Source organism: Rhodococcus sp. USK10 (assembly GCF_019378875.1).
GTDB classification, from domain to species: domain Bacteria; phylum Actinomycetota; class Actinomycetes; order Mycobacteriales; family Mycobacteriaceae; genus Rhodococcus_F; species Rhodococcus_F pseudokoreensis.
On the sequence record NZ_CP076048.1, the window covers coordinates 6,827,159 to 6,843,206 of the forward strand.

The 16,048-nt window shown below is 69.3% G+C and carries 11 protein-coding genes; 2 read left to right on the forward strand and 9 right to left on the reverse strand.

Going from position 1 to position 16,048, the window contains the following annotated elements; genetic code table 11:
• Positions 1-50: 50 nt before the first annotated feature.
• The 7 genes from I1A62_RS38245 to I1A62_RS38275 form a co-directional block, all read right to left on the reverse strand.
• Positions 51-941: a universal stress protein gene (locus I1A62_RS38245; RefSeq protein ID WP_219457478.1), complete on the reverse strand. Its 891-nt coding sequence runs from the start codon at positions 939-941 to the stop codon at positions 51-53.
• 33 nt (positions 942-974) lie between these two features.
• Positions 975-2,429: an NAD-dependent succinate-semialdehyde dehydrogenase gene (locus I1A62_RS38250; RefSeq protein WP_219457480.1), complete on the reverse strand. Its 1,455-nt coding sequence runs from the start codon at positions 2,427-2,429 to the stop codon at positions 975-977.
• Entirely contained in the window at positions 2,422-4,380 is a 1,959-nt protein-coding gene (locus I1A62_RS38255) for a primary-amine oxidase (RefSeq protein ID WP_219457482.1), read from the reverse strand. Before I1A62_RS38255 ends, I1A62_RS38250 begins: the two co-directional genes overlap by 8 nt.
• Before the next feature lie 81 nt (positions 4,381-4,461).
• The gene (gene gabT, locus I1A62_RS38260; RefSeq protein ID WP_219457483.1) at positions 4,462-5,802 is read right to left on the reverse strand and encodes a 4-aminobutyrate--2-oxoglutarate transaminase; all 1,341 of its coding nucleotides are present in this window, start codon (positions 5,800-5,802) and stop codon (positions 4,462-4,464) included.
• A 52-nt stretch (positions 5,803-5,854) separates the two neighbouring features.
• Positions 5,855-7,285: a gamma-aminobutyraldehyde dehydrogenase gene (locus tag I1A62_RS38265; protein ID WP_124389212.1), complete on the reverse strand. Its 1,431-nt coding sequence runs from the start codon at positions 7,283-7,285 to the stop codon at positions 5,855-5,857.
• A 185-nt stretch (positions 7,286-7,470) separates the two neighbouring features.
• Positions 7,471-9,144 (reverse strand): amidohydrolase, encoded by a 1,674-nt coding sequence (locus I1A62_RS38270; RefSeq protein ID WP_219457485.1) that lies wholly within the window; start codon positions 9,142-9,144, stop codon positions 7,471-7,473.
• Positions 9,144-10,679, reverse strand: coding sequence for an APC family permease (locus tag I1A62_RS38275; protein WP_257890648.1), 1,536 nt, complete (start codon positions 10,677-10,679; stop codon positions 9,144-9,146). Before I1A62_RS38275 ends, I1A62_RS38270 begins: the two co-directional genes overlap by 1 nt.
• Here I1A62_RS38275 and I1A62_RS38280 point away from each other — a divergent pair.
• Entirely contained in the window at positions 10,678-11,301 is a 624-nt protein-coding gene (locus tag I1A62_RS38280) for a TetR/AcrR family transcriptional regulator (RefSeq protein ID WP_257890649.1), read from the forward strand. The two genes, I1A62_RS38275 and I1A62_RS38280, sit on opposite strands and share 2 nt — an antisense overlap.
• A gap of 9 nt (positions 11,302-11,310) precedes the next feature.
• Here I1A62_RS38280 and I1A62_RS38285 read toward each other — a convergent pair whose 3' ends face one another.
• Both I1A62_RS38285 and I1A62_RS38290 read right to left on the reverse strand, forming a co-directional pair.
• On the reverse strand, positions 11,311-12,957 hold the full coding sequence (locus I1A62_RS38285) for an amidohydrolase (RefSeq protein WP_219457488.1): 1,647 nt from the start codon (positions 12,955-12,957) through the stop codon (positions 11,311-11,313).
• A 17-nt stretch (positions 12,958-12,974) separates the two neighbouring features.
• Positions 12,975-14,219: an MFS transporter gene (locus I1A62_RS38290; RefSeq protein WP_219457490.1), complete on the reverse strand. Its 1,245-nt coding sequence runs from the start codon at positions 14,217-14,219 to the stop codon at positions 12,975-12,977.
• Between the two features lie 288 nt (positions 14,220-14,507).
• On the opposite strand from I1A62_RS38290, the gene I1A62_RS38295 reads away from it, so the two are divergent.
• Positions 14,508-16,034, forward strand: a complete 1,527-nt coding sequence (locus tag I1A62_RS38295) for a PucR family transcriptional regulator (protein ID WP_219457491.1) — start codon at positions 14,508-14,510, stop codon at positions 16,032-16,034.
• The last annotated feature ends 14 nt before the right edge of the window (positions 16,035-16,048 follow it).

A 16,048-nucleotide genomic window follows, 5' to 3' on the forward strand; every position in this document is an offset into this window, starting at 1 on the left:
AACCTCCGGTCGGGTGCGATCGTGGATCCGGGGCGGGTGTCGCGGACGTTTTACTCACTGTTGGGGAACTCCTGCTTGGGGACGACGACCATGGGCACCGGCAGGACGCGGAGCATCTTGGCCGCGGTGGATCCCAGGAACAGTCGACGAGGTTGGGCGAGACGGCTGGAGCCGACCATGACGAGGTCGCCGTCCTGCCAGTCGAGTTTGCGGACCGCCGATTCCACGGAGGATCCGTCGGCGATCGTCACGGAGACGGGGAAGTCTTCGGGTAGTGCGGACTTCGCCTCGTCCAGGGTGGATTGTGCATGGGCGACCGCGCGCTCGCGGACGCTCTCGGACGTGTCCCGATGATCGCGAAGGTGGTGGTGCGGGTCCAGTTCGACGAGGGACACCAGGCGGAGCGGGGTCTCCATCCGCTTGCTGGTCCGCACGGCGGTTCGCAGCAGCACGTCCGCGCCGACGCGCGTCCCGAGTGCGCACGTGACCTCGCGGATCTTCTTCGCGGAGGAATGCCGATGGCCGCGGGGCGCGAGGCAGATCGGCACGTGCGCGGAGTGCAGCAATTCCGTCGACACGGATCCGACCGAGTGCCTGCCGAGCAGGCCGTCACCCGCGGCGCCGACGACGATCGCGTGCGCGCCGAGGCGGGTGACCTCGTCGAGGAGGCCCTGCGCGAACGAGTCGTGGAAACTCAGGTGCACGTCCACGTCGATGTCGCTCGGCACCGACGACTTCGCCTCGTCCAGCCAGCGCTGCGCGCGGGACGCGAGGATGTCGTCGTAGCCGGTCTCTGCCGGAACTCTCGCCGGGACCGTGCGGTCCGGCGGGAGAACCATGCAGATGTCGAGCTGTGCCCCGAGACTACGGGCGAGCTGCGCCCCGAGGGCCAGACCGTCCTCCCCGCTGGGAGTGGCGAGATATCCAACGACCAATCGCATGATGACGGTTCCGTTCTGTCTCGGGGCGGGGGATTACGCGAAGCCGACGTACTTGGTCTCGAGGTACTCCTCGATGCCTTCGGTGCCGCCTTCGCTGCCGAGTCCGGACTGCTTGACTCCACCGAACGGCGCGGCGACGTCGGAGATCACGCCGCGGTTGACGCCGACCATGCCGCTCTCGAGCTTGTCGGCGACGCGGAACGCGCGGTCGACGTTCTGCGTGTAGATGTATGCGGCGAGACCGTATTCGGTGTCGTTCGCGGCGGCGACGCCCTCGGCCTCGGTGTCGAAACCGGTGATCGCGGCGACGGGTCCGAAGATCTCCTCGCGGACGATGCGGGCGTTCGCGGGCACCTCGTCGAGGACGGTGGGCTGGAAGAAGTAGCCGGGACCGTCGACGGACTTGCCGCCGGTGCGGACCCGGGCGCCCGCGGCGACGGCGTCGTCGACGAGGGACGCCACGTTGCGGCGCTGCTTCTCGTTGACGAGGGGACCGACGTTGGTGCCGTCCGCGCTGCCTGGTCCGACGGTGAGCGCGGCGATCCGGTCGGTGAGCTTGGTGGTGAACTCCTCGCGCACCGAGTTCGCGACGATCAGGCGGTTGGCGGCGGTGCACGCCTCGCCGCCGTTGCGCATCTTCGCGGCCATCGCGCCCTCGACCGCGGCGTCGATGTCGGCGTCGTCGAACACGACGAACGGCGCGTTGCCGCCGAGTTCCATCGACGTGCGCAGAACCTGCTGGGCGGACTGCTCGATGAGGATCTTGCCGACGCGGGTGGATCCGGTGAACGTCACCTTCCGCAGCCGCGGGTCGGCGAGCAGCGGTTCGGTGACGGCGGCGGCGTTCGATGCGGGCAGCACCGACAGCACACCGGCGGGCAGTCCTGCCTCGGCGAAGATCTCGGCGAGCAGCAGCATGGTGAGCGGGGTGTCCTCGGCGGGCTTGACGATGATCGTGCAGCCTGCGGCGAGCGCGGGGCCGATCTTGCGGGTGCCCATCGCGAGCGGGAAGTTCCACGGCGTGACGGCCAGGGTGGGTCCGACGGGCACCTTGGTGACCATGATCCGTCCGCTGCCCGACGGCGACGTGGTGTAGCGGCCCTGGATGCGGACGGCTTCCTCACTGAACCAGCGCAGGAATTCGGCGCCGTAGTTGACCTCGCCGCGACTCTCGGGCAGGGCCTTGCCCATCTCCATCGTCATGAGCAGCGCGAGGTCGTCGGTGCGCTCGATGACCTTCTCCCACGCCGACCGCAGGATGATCGACCGCTGCCGCGGTGCGGTCGCCGCCCATTCCTCCTGGACCGCCGCAGCGGAGTCCAGCGCTCGCATCGCGTCCTTGCCGCCCGCATCCGCGACGTCGGCGATGAGGGTGCCCGTTGCCGGGTCGTACACCGGGAAGGTGCCGCCGTCGATCGGGTCGGTCTGGGCGCCGTCGATCCACAGACCGGTGGGCAGGGTGGCGCGGAGCCGTTCGAAATCAGTCATCGGAGTCCTCGTGGTGGGGATGGTGGTGATCGCACGCCTCCGGGGTGGGGGCGACGTCGAGGGCGGGGTTGCGGTCGAAGAATCCGGCCGGCTTCAGCCAGAAGGACACGGTGTCCGCAGGCATGATCGGCCAATCCTCCGGCCGCGGAATGTGGTGGATCCCGAACGTGTACCAGAGCACCACGTCGGTGTTCTCGATCGGGCGGTCGGCCGCGGTCCAGGCGGGAAGTCCGTGATCGACCTTGCTCTGGTTCACGAATTCCCCGGCGGGCCAGCGTTCGTCGGGGGAGTTGGGAGTCACCCAGACGGTGTGACCGATCGCGCCGGTGCGCTGGAAGATCGGCGACGCCGGGTCGAACATCGACGGGATCGCACCGCCGGGAACGAGTTTGTAGGCGGGGGCGGTGCCGAGTCCGGTGGTCGTGTTGTCGTTGACGACCTTCCACGCCCGCTGGCTCTGCCAGTCGAAGTCCTGCCTGCCCTCGAGTTCGGTGCGCAGCGGGGTGTTCTTCTGGCGCAGTGCGAGACCGAGGGGATTGTCCGGGCCCATCGGCACGATCTCGGTCTCGGTCGCGTACACCGTGTTCTGGGTGCCGTCGACGTCGAGGTCGAGCCGCGCCACCAGGAAGTGCTGGTGGAACGGCGCGTACGTGCGGGTGTCGACGAGAGTGCCGCTCGGGTGCTCACCGCCTTCGGGGAAGTGGCTGACCACCATGATCCCGGTGGCACGGACCTCGCACTCGATGTTGCCGTCCTGGTAGAACCGCCAGTAGACGAGGTATTCGTAATTCGCGACCGTCACGTGCGTCGACACCGTCAGCCGCCGCATGCGGCGCACCTCGGCGCCGTCGTGGTCGACGTGCTTCCAGAGGACGGCGTTGTCCTCCTCGTGGATACAGATCGCGTTCTCGATCGTGAACGGCACACCGTGGCTGTCGTGGAGGACGGCGTCGAGGTACCGGATCTCGCCGAGGCAGTCGCAGCCCAGGGTGAGTGAGGTGGTCATGAACCCGATGCCCCACTCACCGATGTCGAAAGCGGTGCGGCGGTAGTGATCGGTGCTGGTGTCGCGGTACGGCACCGCCATCTCCGCGAACGACATCCGGTTCGCGATCGAACGCACCCGGCCGTTGTCGGTGTACGTCACCGCGTGCAGGGTCATGCCCTCGCGGTAGTTGAACCCCACCCGCAGTGACCAGTTCTGCCATTCGAGTTTGTTGCCCTCGAGTGTGAACGACGGTCCCTCCGGCTGGACGATGTCCAACGGTTTCAACGGCGGCCGGGTGCTCGCGTTCCGGATCCGCTCCGGGATGTGCCGGGGCACGTACTCGCCCATGACCTCGGGACGTTCGACGCTGAACGTGTCCTCGATCTCGAGCAGTTCCATCTTGTTGACGTCGATCACGCAGTGGAAACCGTTGACCGGGCCCGCATACGGGTTGGCGCCCTCGGCCGACCGCACCCAGGTGTCCGACCACCCGAGCCGGCGGCCCCTGTACTTCTCCGGGGTCACCGCGTCGCCGTACGTCCACACGTCCATGAACACCAGGCTCATGTCCGTGATCCCGCGCTTCGCGAGCGCCGCGATCACGTCGGGGTGTCCGCGGAGGAAGGCGTCCGCCTCTTCCCATTCGTCGACCGTGAAATTGGCCTGGACGTCCGGGATGTGCTGCCAGGAGACCACGTTGTCTCCGGTCAGCGAGACGAGCGCCTTGTAGGTGTCTCCGCTGCCGCGGTCGAAGCACACGACGATCGCCCGGCGGTCCGGGACGGTGCCCGAACCGTCGAACGCCGACACCGCCGCCTTGTCCGGTTCGGCGAGTTCGATCGACGCGAACCGCCAGCCGTCCCCGACCCCGTGTTCCCGGGCGAGGACGGCCGCGGCCTTCGCGAATTCGTCCGCCCCCAACGGGTCCAGAGGATGGAACGTGCCGGTGGTCGTCCGGGTCATGATGTCTCCTCTGGTCGATGGGTGGGCGGTTCGTTCTCGTGCGCCTTTCCGGTAGTGGTGGCTACCGGAAAGGCGCACGGGTCAGACGAGCGAGCGCACGATCTGCTCGATCACGGTCAGGGCGTCGTCGAGCAGGTCGTCGCCGATGACCAGCGGCGGAAGCAGCCGGATGACGTTGCCGTACGTACCGCATGTCAGCAGAATGACACCTTGTTCGAGCGCACGGGCGGCAATGGCCTTCGTCAGTTCCGCATCCGGCTCGGTCGTGCCGGGCTTGACGAACTCCATCGCGAGCATCGCGCCGCGTCCACGCACGTCACCGATGACTCCGACCTCGGCGGCGAGGGCCTGCAGCCGCGGCAGGGCCAAGTCGCTGATGTGCTGTGCACGAGCGGGCAGGTCGAACTTCCGCATGCTGTCGATCGCGGCGAGCGCGGCGGCACACGCGACGGGGTTGCCGCCGTACGTGCCACCCAGTCCGCCGGGGTGCACCTTGTCGAGGAGTTCGGCGCGGCCCGTGATCGCGGACAGCGGCATTCCGCCCGCCATGCCCTTGGCCATCGTGATGATGTCCGGGACGATCTCCTCGTGCTCGCACGCGAACCAGGCGCCGGTGCGGGAGAAGCCGGTCTGCACCTCGTCGGCGATGAACACGACGCCGTTGGCGCGAGCCCAGTTCACCAGGGTGGGGAGGAATCCCTCGGCGGGAACGATGAATCCGCCCTCGCCCTGGATCGGCTCGATGACGATCGCCGCGAGCGAATCGGCGCCGATCTGCTTCTCCATCTGGCTGATGGCGCGCTGAGCGGCCTGCTCGCCGGTCAGTCCGTCCTGGTCCCGATACGGGTAGGACATCGGGAGCCGGTACACCTCGGGTGCGAACGGGCCGAAGTGGGCCTTGTAGGGCATCGACTTGGCGGTGAGGGCCATCGTCAGGTTCGTGCGACCGTGGTAGGCGTGGTCGAATGCGACGACGGCGTCGCGGCCGGTGGCGAGGCGGGCAACCTTGATCGCGTTCTCCACCGCCTCGGCGCCCGAGTTGAACAGGACGGTGCGCTTCTCGTGGTCTCCGGGGGTGAGGGCGGCGAGTTCCTCCGCCACCCGGACGTAGCCCTCGTACGGGGTGACCATGAAACAGGTGTGGGTGAAGTGCCCGACCTGCTCCCGGACCGCCTCGGCGACGGCCGGATCGGACGCGCCCACGCTGGTGACGGCAATGCCCGAGCCGAGGTCGATCAGGGAGTTGCCGTCGACGTCGACGACCACACCACCGTCGGCATCCGCCGCGTACACGGGGACGCTGGAGCCGACGCCCGCGGCCACGGTGGCGCGGCGGCGTGCGGTGAGGGCCGCCGACTTCGGGCCGGGGAGCTCGGTGACCAGGGCGCGCTTCTGCGGCAGCCGGTACTGGATGTCGTTCATGATGGTGCAGTCCTCAAAGGTCGTGACGTGGATGGGTTGGGTGGGAGCGACGTCAGTCGTTGGAGCTCATGACGTGCTTGATGCGGGTGTAGTCCTCGACGCCGTAGCCGGAGAGGTCCTTGCCGTATCCGGAGTACTTGAATCCGCCGTGCGGCATCTCGGCGACCAGCGGGATGTGGCAGTTGATCCAGACGGCACCGAAATCGAGTGCGGCCGAGAGCCGTTGCGTGACGCCGTGATCGTTGGTCCACACGCTCGACGCCAGACCGTACCGGACGTCGTTGGCGAGGGTCACGGCCTCCTTCTCGTCGGAGAAGCTCTGCACGGTGAGGATGGGACCGAACGTCTCCTCCTGCACGATGTCGTCGCGCTGGTCGACTCCGGTGATCACGGTCGGTTCGAAGAAGAAACCCTGCTCTCCCGAACGCTTTCCGCCGGTAACGATCTTCGCCGACGCGGGGAGCTCGGCGATCTTGGAGCTGACCGCGTTGAAGTGGTTGACGTTGTTGAGCGGGCCGTAGAACGTGTTCGGGTCGTCGGGCAGGCCCGGCTCGAGCGTCTCGGCCTTGCGGACGAGGGCGTCGACGAGCTGGTCGTGGATGGACTCGTGGACGAGGACGCGGGTGGCGGCGGTGCAGTCCTGGCCGCCGTTGAAGAAGGCGGCCTCGGCGATACCGCTCGCGGTCTTCTCGATGTCGACGTCGCCGAAGACGATCGCGGGCGCCTTGCCGCCGAGCTCGAGGTGGGCGCGCTTGAGCTGGCGTGCGGCGGAGACGGCGACGGCGATGCCCGCCCGCACGGATCCGGTGATCGACACCAGTCCGAGGGCGGGGTTCTCCACGAGGGTGGCGCCGGTCTCGCCGTTGCCGAGGACGACGTTGAAGACGCCGTCCGGGAGGATCCCCTTGGTCAGCCGGGCCAGGACGAGCGTGCTGTTCGGGGTGGTGTCGCTGGGCTTGAGCACGATGGTGTTGCCCGCCGCGAGCGCGGGGCCGATCTTCCACAGCGCCATCATGAACGGGTAGTTCCACGGGGTGACCTGACCGACGACGCCGATCGGCTCGCGGCGCACGTAGGACGTGAAGCCGTCCATGTATTCGCCGGCGGCCTTGCCTTCGAGCATGCGGGCTGCGCCCGCGAAGAAGCGGAGCTGGTCGGCGCCCACCTTGATCTCTTCGTCGGCGATGACCTGCTTGGGCTGCCCGGTGTTGCGGCACTCGGCCTCGACGAGTTCGTCGCTGTGCGCCTCGATCGCGTCGGCGAGCTTCAGCAACGCGGTCTGCCGCACGCTCGGAGTGGTCTTTCCCCACGTGACGAACGCCCGCTCGGCAGCCTCGACGGCCGCGTCCACATCGGCCTTGGTGGAGACGGGCGCCCGCCCGACGACGCTCTCGTCCACAGGGTTGATCAAGTCCAGCGTCTCCGTCGCGGATGAGGCGACGAACTCACCGTTGATGTAGTTCTCGAGTACGTCGATCGACATCGGTACCGGTTCCTCTCGTGGGGTCGAAACTCGTGGTCCGCAGCGGTCCGTCGGTGGAACGGTCCGACCGGGGCCCGGAGTTGCAGAACATCTGAAAACAAGTGTGCGCTGTCTCACAAGCCAGAGGCAGCTGACAAAATGGTGAAAGACGCGCCCCCCGTCGCGCCGAGTTGTCCACTCCGGCGTCACCCGTGCGAGCAGGTGTGCCCGGCCGCCCCGGAACCGGCGAACGGCACGTCCGCGGGGACGCTCGCGACGGCGGCGTCGTGCACGACCTCGCCGCCCACGAGGGTGAGGTCGGCCCGCTGGTCCAGCAGATCGCCGGGGTCGAGCGTGTACAGGTCCGCCGACCAGACGACCAGGTCGGCGTGGGCGCCGGGACGGATCACCCCGAGGTCGTCCTCCGCGTGCCAGGCCCACGCGCCGCCACGGGTGTACGCCCGCAACGCCGAATCCAGATCCATCCGTTCGCGCGGAGTCCAGTCGGTGCGGCCGTCCAGGCCCGATCGGGTCAGGGCGGAGTAGAGGCCGACGAGCGGATCCATCTCCCCGACCTGCCAGTCGCTGGAGAACGCCAGCGCCGCCCCCGACTCGGCGAGCGAACGGAAACGCCACGCCCGGTCCCACCGATCCTCTCCGACGTTCTCCATCCACGTTCCCGCGACGAGGTCGGGCGAGCAGTGCCGCGGCTGCATCGCCGCGACGACCCCGAGGTCCCGGAACCGGGGAAGGTCCTCGGAATGCAGGCACTCGACGTGGACGATGCCGTGCCGCCGGTCGGTGGTGCCGTTGACGCGGGCGGCGTGCTCGATCGAGTCGAGCGCCAGCCGGATGCCCCAGTCGCCCGTCGCGTGCGTGTGCGTCTGGAAACCGAGGCGGTCGAGTTCGGTGAGCATCGCGGTGAACTCCTGCGGCGGCAGGCTCGGTGCCCCGCGGTGGCCCGGCCGGTTCGCGTAGTCGGCGAGCATGGCGGCGGTGTGCGGCTCGATCACGTCGTCGGCGTACAACTTGACCGGCCCGAGCCGGAGCATGTCGTCGACCGGCGCACCGTCGACGGCCTCCCGCAGGTCCCGGCGGAACGCGGCGTCGGCGCCGACCGGGTGGAACAGGGCGGTGATCACCCGCGACTGCATCCGGCCCTCGGCGCGCGCCCGGTACATCAGGTCGAGTTCGGCCAGCGGGACCTGCGGTTCGACGACGGTGGTGATCCCGCACGCGGTCGCCATCTCCAGGCTGGACGTGATGCGGCGGTACCGGCGGTCAGGGGAGTACATCGGGATGTCGCGCTGCAGGCCGGCCAGACCGGCCCGCGTCATCGCGCTGGTGTAGAAGTCCGTGACCCAGCCGGTCGGCGCGCCGTGGTCGTCGAATTCCGGACGTCCCCAGGGGATCCGGGTGCCGCGGTCGATGCCGAGCTTCCGCAGCGCGGCGTCGTTCAGCCACACCGAGTGCTGGTCGTAGGTGGTGATGAAGACCGGGCGGTCCGTGAGACCGCGGAGGTCGTCGGCGTTCGGTCTGCGCCCGGTCACCACGGAGTAGACGGCGTTCTCGGCGCAGATCCAGTCGAGGTCGGGGCGGGCGGCCGCGTGCGCGCCGATCCGCCGCCGGACCTCCGTGAGGTCCTGTGCGCCTTCGAGACTCACCGCGTCGGGGTCGAAGCCGAGGAGCAGGTGGTTGTGGCTGTCGATGATGCCGGGGGTGACCAGCCGGCCGCGCAGGTCGATGGTCCGCCGGGCGGGCGGGGCGTCCTCGGTGGTCCCGACGTATCGGATCCGGCCGTCCGCGATGCCGACGGCCTCGGCCCGGCCGGGCGCGTCGAACGTGCGGACGACGCCGTTGTTCAGCAGCAGGTCGAGCATCAGCGGGTCTCCTCGGGGGCGGCGTCGAGCAGCAGCAGGTGGGTGTTCCTGCGCGGTCGCAGGTACAGGGCGAAGTAGACGAAGCCGGCGGCGACGAGCCCGAGGGAGATGCCGAGACTGAGCCACTGCTCCGGGTCGAGCAGCGTGACGACGAAGACGAGACCGAGTGCGGCGATGCAGATTCCCGGGGCGAGCGGCCACAACGGCATGCGGTAGCCGGCTCGGGTGGTTCCGCCGCGGCGGTGGTGGATCGCGGCCAGCGCGATGAACAGGTACGTGAACGTCAGGGTCGACCCGGTGGCGGTGAGCAGGACGTCCAGTGGGACGAAGCAGGCGGCGAACGCGATGGCGCCCATCACGACGGTGGCGAGCACGGGGACGCGGCCCTTGGTGCTGACGGCCTGCAGCGGCGCCGCGACGGTCCCGGGGAGGGCGCGATCGCGCGCGGCGGAGTAGAGCAGCCGGCCCGCCTGCAGCGTGATGGCGATGATCGCGTTGATCACGGCGAGGGCGATCGAGAGCATGACCACCATGGCGACGGCGTGACCGGCGCGTTCGGTGAGGAAGGCCTCGACGGGGAGGTCGGATCCGAAAAGTTCGGTCTGCGAGCGGGCGCCGACCATGATGGCGATCAGCGGGACGAGTTCGGTGGCGACGGTGATGACGGCGCTCCAGATCACGGCCTTCGCGATCGAGCGGGCGGCGTTCTTGGTCTCCTCTGCGAAGTACACGGCGCCGCCGTACCCGTTGTACGCGAAGATCCCCTGGGTGACGGCGAGCATCAGTCCGGAGATCGCCAGCGGTGCGAGCTGGCCGGTGGCCGGGTCGAGGACCTCCGGGCTGAGCAGGCTCGACAGCGGCCGTTCCATGTGGACGAAACCGAGGACGGTGAGCAGGGCCAGCGCCGCCATCTCGACGCCCAGGAAGACGCCGGTGAGCCAACTGTTCGTCCGGATGTCGAAACATGCGGTCACGGTGGTGATCACGACGACGACCAGTGCGGTCTGCTGCGGCGACAGTCCGTGGATCGCGACGCCCAGGTAGTCGGCGACCCCGAGGGCGAAGACCGCGATGATCAGCGGCAGCGAGATGAGACTGATGAAGAACGTGGCGACGCCGAAGGCCGGTCCGAGTGCCCGCGCCACCAGCGAGTAGTCGCCGCCGGCAACGGGATACGCGGAGGCGAGTTCGGCGTAGCAGAAGGCGATGAGGATGCTGACGATGCCGGCGATGAGGAACGCCCAGAAGACGCCGGTGCCGAACAGGGCGAGGGCGGAGCCGCCGAGGATGAAGACGCTCGACGCCGGTGAGATCGACGACAGGGTGATCAGGATGTTCCCGCCGACGCCGATGCTCCGCGAGAGCGAGGCCTCGTAGGCGCCCGGGGCGGCGGGGGAGTGGCGGTGGGCGGCCGGGCGGTCTGGTCCATGAGCTGTCCGTTCGGGGAGGGTGAGGGGGGTGAAATAGTTTTTTGACAGGTCCGTCAAACAACTGGGCCGAGTGTCACAGATCACGTCGGCTACTGTCAACGCCATGGCACGACCGAACACTCAGAAGCAGCGGCGGTCCGAACTCATCGAGGCCACGCTGCAGGCCGGATCCGCGCACGGACTGCGGTCCCTGTCCCTGACCGACGTGGCGAAGCGGGCGGGCCTGACCCGCGGTGCGCTGCTCTACTATTTCGACGACCTGGATGCGCTTCTCGTCGAGGCCCACCGGGCGGGCACCGAGCGCTACTGCGATCAGCGCGACGAGGCGGTGGCCGCCCAGACGTCGTACGCCGCCAAGCTGAGGACGGCCATCGACGCGGGCCTGCCGAGCGGGCCCGACGACACCCTGATGCGGCTGCTCTACGAATTCGACTTCATGTCGGGCACTTCGGCGCTGCACGACGAACTGGTCCGGAAGATGTATCTGCGGCAACTCGCGACGTACCGCGCGATCCTCGGCGACGGGCACGCGTCGGGGGAGTTCGCCGTGCGCGGCGACATCGACCAGGCGGCAATGAATTTGGTGGCCCTCGAAGACGCGTACGGTCTGCACATCGTCGGCGGAAACAGTCTCATCACCGTCGATGCCGCGCGCACGGCGATGCTGGGGTTCTGTGAGCAGATCGGCTGCGGCGTCGCGGAAGACGCCGCAGCCGAACGGGACTGAGCGGGTCGGCTACCTCGGGTGGCTGCCTGCCACCTCCGCCTCGTGGCGCACCGAGCCGGCCACCACGGTGAGCTGCACCCGCGCGGTGAGGAGGGAATCGGCGCCGGCGGTGAACGGATCCCCGTCGAGGACCACGAAGTCGGCGGCTTTGCCCGCGACGAGTTGACCGGTGAGGTCGTCCCAGCGGCACGAGTAGGCGGCGTCGCGGGTGGCGTGCGCGAGCGCGTCCGCCATCGGCAGCGCGTACTCCGGCAGGTTGGGCGCGAGCGCCGGATCGATCGCCGACTTGCGGGTCGTCGCGATGTACATGTTGGGCAGCGGGGGATGCGGTGCGGTGGGGGCGTCGGACCCCAGCGCGAGGACGGCGCCCGCCGCCGTCATCTCGGGCCACGGGAACGCCCGCTCGACCCGATGGTCGCCCAGCATCGCCCGCCAGTTCTCCTGGATCGCCGGATCGGCGTGCACCGGCTGCATCGAGGCGACGACGCCGAGCCGGGCGAGCCGCTGCACATTGTCCTCCGTGATCGTCTCCAGGTGCTCCATCCGGTGCCTGCGCGGGCGAATCCCGTTGGCGGCGACCGCGTGTTCGAGCGCGTCGAGCGCGATCTCCGACGCCTCGTCGCCGATGGCGTGCATCGCCACCTGCAGTCCGGCGGCGTCCGCCGCGGCGACCACCGGTGCCAGCGACGCGAGGTCCCAGATCGGTTCGGCGTTCGTGCCGTCCGAGTACGGTTCCTTCATGGCGGCGGTGCAGCTGTCGATGACGCCGTCGATGATGACCTTGATCCCGGCCATTCGCAGCCAGGGGCCCTGCAGCCGCTGCTGGAATTGCGCCGCCTCGTGCACCTGGCGGACGTTGTCCTCTTCCGAATCGGTTCGTTCGATCAGCCAGTGCCCGGCCACCCGGAGCGGCAGCGTGCCGTCGCCCGCGGCCAGTGCGCGTTCGAGTGCCGCGACCTCGTCCGCGCCGAGCGCCATGTCGACCGCCCCGGTGACGCCGTCGGCGAGATACTGCTCGAACGCGGCCGCGAGGGCGGTGTCCCGTTCGTCGTTGCTGATCACCTTCGCGAGGGCGGGCCACACGATCTGGGTCACCGCCGTCTCGAACAGCATGCCGGTGGCCTCACCGGTGACGGGATCGCGCTCGATCCGGCCGCCGATCGGGTCGGGGGTGTCCGCGTCGATGCCGAGTTCGCGCAGCGCGGCGGTGTTCACCCACGCCGAGTGCACGTCGTTGGAATCGAGGTAGACGGGTCGGTCGGCTTCGGCCGCGTCGATCATCTGACGCGTCGGCGGGTGCCCGTCGAGTGCGGAGAACAGCCAGCTGCGGCCGAGGAGCCGGGGCGCGTCCGGGTTCTCGGCGGCGAACCGGCGGATGCGGTCCTGGATGTCGGTCAGGTCGGCGGCGCTCTGCAGGTCCACCTTCTGCAGCGCCTGTCCCATCATCAGCAGGTGGGTGTGGGCGTCGATGAAGCCGGGTAGGACGAATGCCCCGCCGAGGTCGACGACGCGGGTGTCGCCGGACAGCGTGTCGGCGGTCGCGGTGTCGCCGACGTATGTGAGGCGGTCGCCCCGGACGATCATCGACTCGGCCCAGGCGGGTTCGGCGGCGGTGAAGATCCGGCCGCCGCGGTAGTGGGTCGTGTCCGTGTTCATGGTGTTCTCTCTTTCCGTCAGACGACGACCGAGGTGGTGTACCGGTCAGCGGGATCCTGTCCGGGTGACGCGGAGGCCTGCTCGGTGCGCGTCGACAGGCGGGCGATCCAGACGATCGGCACGAGCAGGGCGAGGCTGATGCCTGCCAGGACGAAGCCGAACGCGACGTACCCGATGGCGCCGGTCACGAGCGTGCCGAAGAGCGGGGCGAACGCCGACCCCACCAGGTATGTGCCGAGGAGTGGGGCGGACCAGCGGCCGGACGGGTCCAGCGCGGCGGCGATGGCCACCACGTAGATGAAGGCCGCGGCGTACACCGTGTTCCAGGCGATGATGAGCACCAGATACGTCGTCGAATCGGTGGCCAGGCAGGAGCCCAGTTTGAGGGCGGCGCCGAGTCCGAGGAGGACGGCGGTGGGGACGGTGCGGCCGAGGCGCGAACCGAGCGCCGTCAGGACGAGGGCGGCGCCGATGCCGCCCGCGGTGGACAGGCTGAGCGCCAGACCCATCTGCTGTTCGGTCAGGGAGGCGTGTTCGGCGCCCATGATGCCGGACACCGCCCACAGCGAGTCCTCGCCGATCGCCCAGATCGCAAAGAGCACGAGGAGGGAGAAGCCTGCGACGGCCAGTTTCTTGTCGGTGACACCCTGGGGCAACGGGGTTCGGGTGTGCGCCGCGCTCGGCTCGTCGTCGTCCTCGTTGACGGCGGGAGCGGACGGCAGCCAGGTGATCGTGAAGACCGTCGCCAGCGCCAGCACCGCGACGATCCCGAAGGCGTTGGTCATGTGCAGGCCGAGGATCGGGATCAGCGCGAGGACTCCGGTGACCGCGGTGCGGTTGACGAGCCCGTTGATCCCGGACACCCGGTTCGGATTGTTCAGCGCGGCCAGGGCGGCCCCGCCGACCGCGACCGCGCCGCCGGCGCCGATCCCGCCGACGATGATGGCGGCGCACGCGATCGGCGCGGAGTGGATCAGGGCGGCGACGCCGAAACCGGCGGCCATTACGACGAGGCTGACGCGGCCGAGCAGGTGGCGTGAGCGGCCGGCCGCCCACCGGGTGGTCGCGAGGCAGACGAGCGCGGTGGCCAGCAGTGAACCGGTGAGGACGGCGCCGGCGACGGTCTGGGTGACGCCGAGGTCCTCGACCATCGCGATGATCATGAGCGGGATGAGATTGGCCGTGATGTAGCCGACGACGAAGACGCTGAAGGTGGCGATACCGCGGCCGAGGGTCAGGGGGACGCGGACGGCGGCGGTCACGTGGGATTCCTGGGGTGGGTCAACGACAACTCCGGTCTCGGGTGGCGGCCCGCGTGAGACGTGGGTCACTTAGCGAATGAGATTCGTTAAGTATGCGGAGGGTGCGTCCCGCGCGCAAGGGGGCAAACGAACTTGATTCGTTAATGTTGCGTTTCGGCGTTGTTCGAGGTCGGCGTCTGACACAATGGTGTAGTCGTCCGTGCTCAGCTGGCCAACTTGTCCAGCGCTATCCCCATTCCGACCGGTCAGGGTGACACGGACCCGACCGCACACTGCGCAGGAGCCGACATGACCGTTCCCGTTCGCTGGATGTTGTCCCAGCCGGACCTGGCTCTCGAACTGAAGGGTGGCGCCGCCGGTCTCGGCAACGAGATCACGTTCGCCCACGCCACCGAATTGCAGGACCCCTTCCGCTGGCTCTCCGGCGGCGAATTGCTCCTCACCACCGGTATCCGGCTGCCGCTGACGGCCGCCGACCGGGGGCGGTACCTGCGCGGACTCGGCGAAGCCGGGGTGGCGGCGGTCGGGTTCGGCACCGGACTCTCCCATCCGGAGGTGCCCGAGGACCTGGTGGCCGTCGCCGACGAGATCGGGCTGCCGCTGCTCGAGATACCGCTGCCCACCCCGTTCGCGGCGGTGGTCAAGAGGGTCATGAACCGTCTGGCCGAGCAGGAGTACGAGGCGGTGCTGCGCGCGTCCCGGGCGCAACCGCGGATGACCCGCGCCGTCATCCAGGGCGGCACCGGCGCCACCGTCCGCGAACTCGCCGTCGCCACGGCGTCCACGGTCCTGCTCCTCGACCTGTCCGGCCGGGTGCTGGAGGCGCATCCGGCGCAGCCCGCGGAGGACGTCCTCGGGGAACTGCGGGACGTGCTGGAGGCGGGCACCGGCGGGGCGTCGAGCAGCGTGTCGCTCGCGCGCTCGGGCGCCTCGATCACGGTGCAGCAGATCAGCGTCGGCAGCACCCCGCACGGCCACCTCGCCGTGATCAGTCCCACCGCGCTCAGTCACGTGGACCAGATCCTGCTCGGTCACGCGAACTCGTTGCTCGCGTTGGATTTCGAGAAGCCGGTGCGGCTCAGGACGGCACAGAACCGGCTCAATTCGCACGCCCTCGGCCTGCTGCTCACCGAGGACCGCGACCTCGCGCCCGCGTGGTCGCAGATCCGGCACGCCGCGGACGCGGACGGCATGGTCCGCGGACTCACCGTCGTCGCCGAGACGCCCGCGCTCGCGGAACGGGCGGAGTCGACGGTCGCGGTGGCCATGAACAAGGCCGGACGGCAACTGTTCTCCCGCCGGCACGATGCGCGGGTCACAGTCCTGCTGCGGGGAACCGACGACGTCGACTTCGCGCGGGCGATGCTCCGCAGTCTGTCCGCCCCGGAACGAAAGGCGATCCGGGCCGGGCTGAGCGGGCGGCGGGAGGTCGCCGGTCTCGTGGCGGCCATCGAACAGTCCCAGCTGGCCGCGTCGGCCGCCGAGGCGGGGGCGGATCCGCTGGAATTCGCGGCGCTGACCGGCAGCGCGCTGCTCGCGTTCAGTTCGACGAGGGAGGTGCTGAACTCGCTGGCGGACACGATGATCTCGCCGATCGACGACTACGACCGCACCAACGGCACCGAACTGCTCGGGTCGCTGCGGGCGTTCCTCGAGGCGAACGGGCACTGGGAGTCGGCGGCCGCGGCGATGGGCGTGCACCGGCACACCCTGCGCAGCCGCATGGCGCGGATCGAATCGCTGATCGACTGCCGACTGGACGTGGCGCGCGTGCGCGCCGAACTGCTGCTCGCGATCATCGCCCGGCAGTCGTGACTGCCGGGCGATGA

Coding starts and splice junctions, on each gene's coding strand:
- I1A62_RS38245 (WP_219457478.1), bottom strand. CDS start 941: ATGCGATTGGTCGTTGGATATCTCGCCACTCCCAGCGGGGAGGACGGT.
- I1A62_RS38250 (WP_219457480.1), bottom strand. CDS start 2,429: ATGACTGATTTCGAACGGCTCCGCGCCACCCTGCCCACCGGTCTGTGG.
- I1A62_RS38255 (WP_219457482.1), bottom strand. CDS start 4,380: ATGACCCGGACGACCACCGGCACGTTCCATCCTCTGGACCCGTTGGGG.
- gabT (WP_219457483.1), bottom strand. CDS start 5,802: ATGAACGACATCCAGTACCGGCTGCCGCAGAAGCGCGCCCTGGTCACC.
- I1A62_RS38265 (WP_124389212.1), bottom strand. CDS start 7,285: ATGTCGATCGACGTACTCGAGAACTACATCAACGGTGAGTTCGTCGCC.
- I1A62_RS38270 (WP_219457485.1), bottom strand. CDS start 9,144: ATGCTCGACCTGCTGCTGAACAACGGCGTCGTCCGCACGTTCGACGCG.
- I1A62_RS38280 (WP_257890649.1), top strand. CDS start 10,678: ATGGCACGACCGAACACTCAGAAGCAGCGGCGGTCCGAACTCATCGAG.
- I1A62_RS38275 (WP_257890648.1), bottom strand. CDS start 10,679: ATGGCGTTGACAGTAGCCGACGTGATCTGTGACACTCGGCCCAGTTGT.
- I1A62_RS38285 (WP_219457488.1), bottom strand. CDS start 12,957: ATGAACACGGACACGACCCACTACCGCGGCGGCCGGATCTTCACCGCC.
- I1A62_RS38295 (WP_219457491.1), top strand. CDS start 14,508: ATGACCGTTCCCGTTCGCTGGATGTTGTCCCAGCCGGACCTGGCTCTC.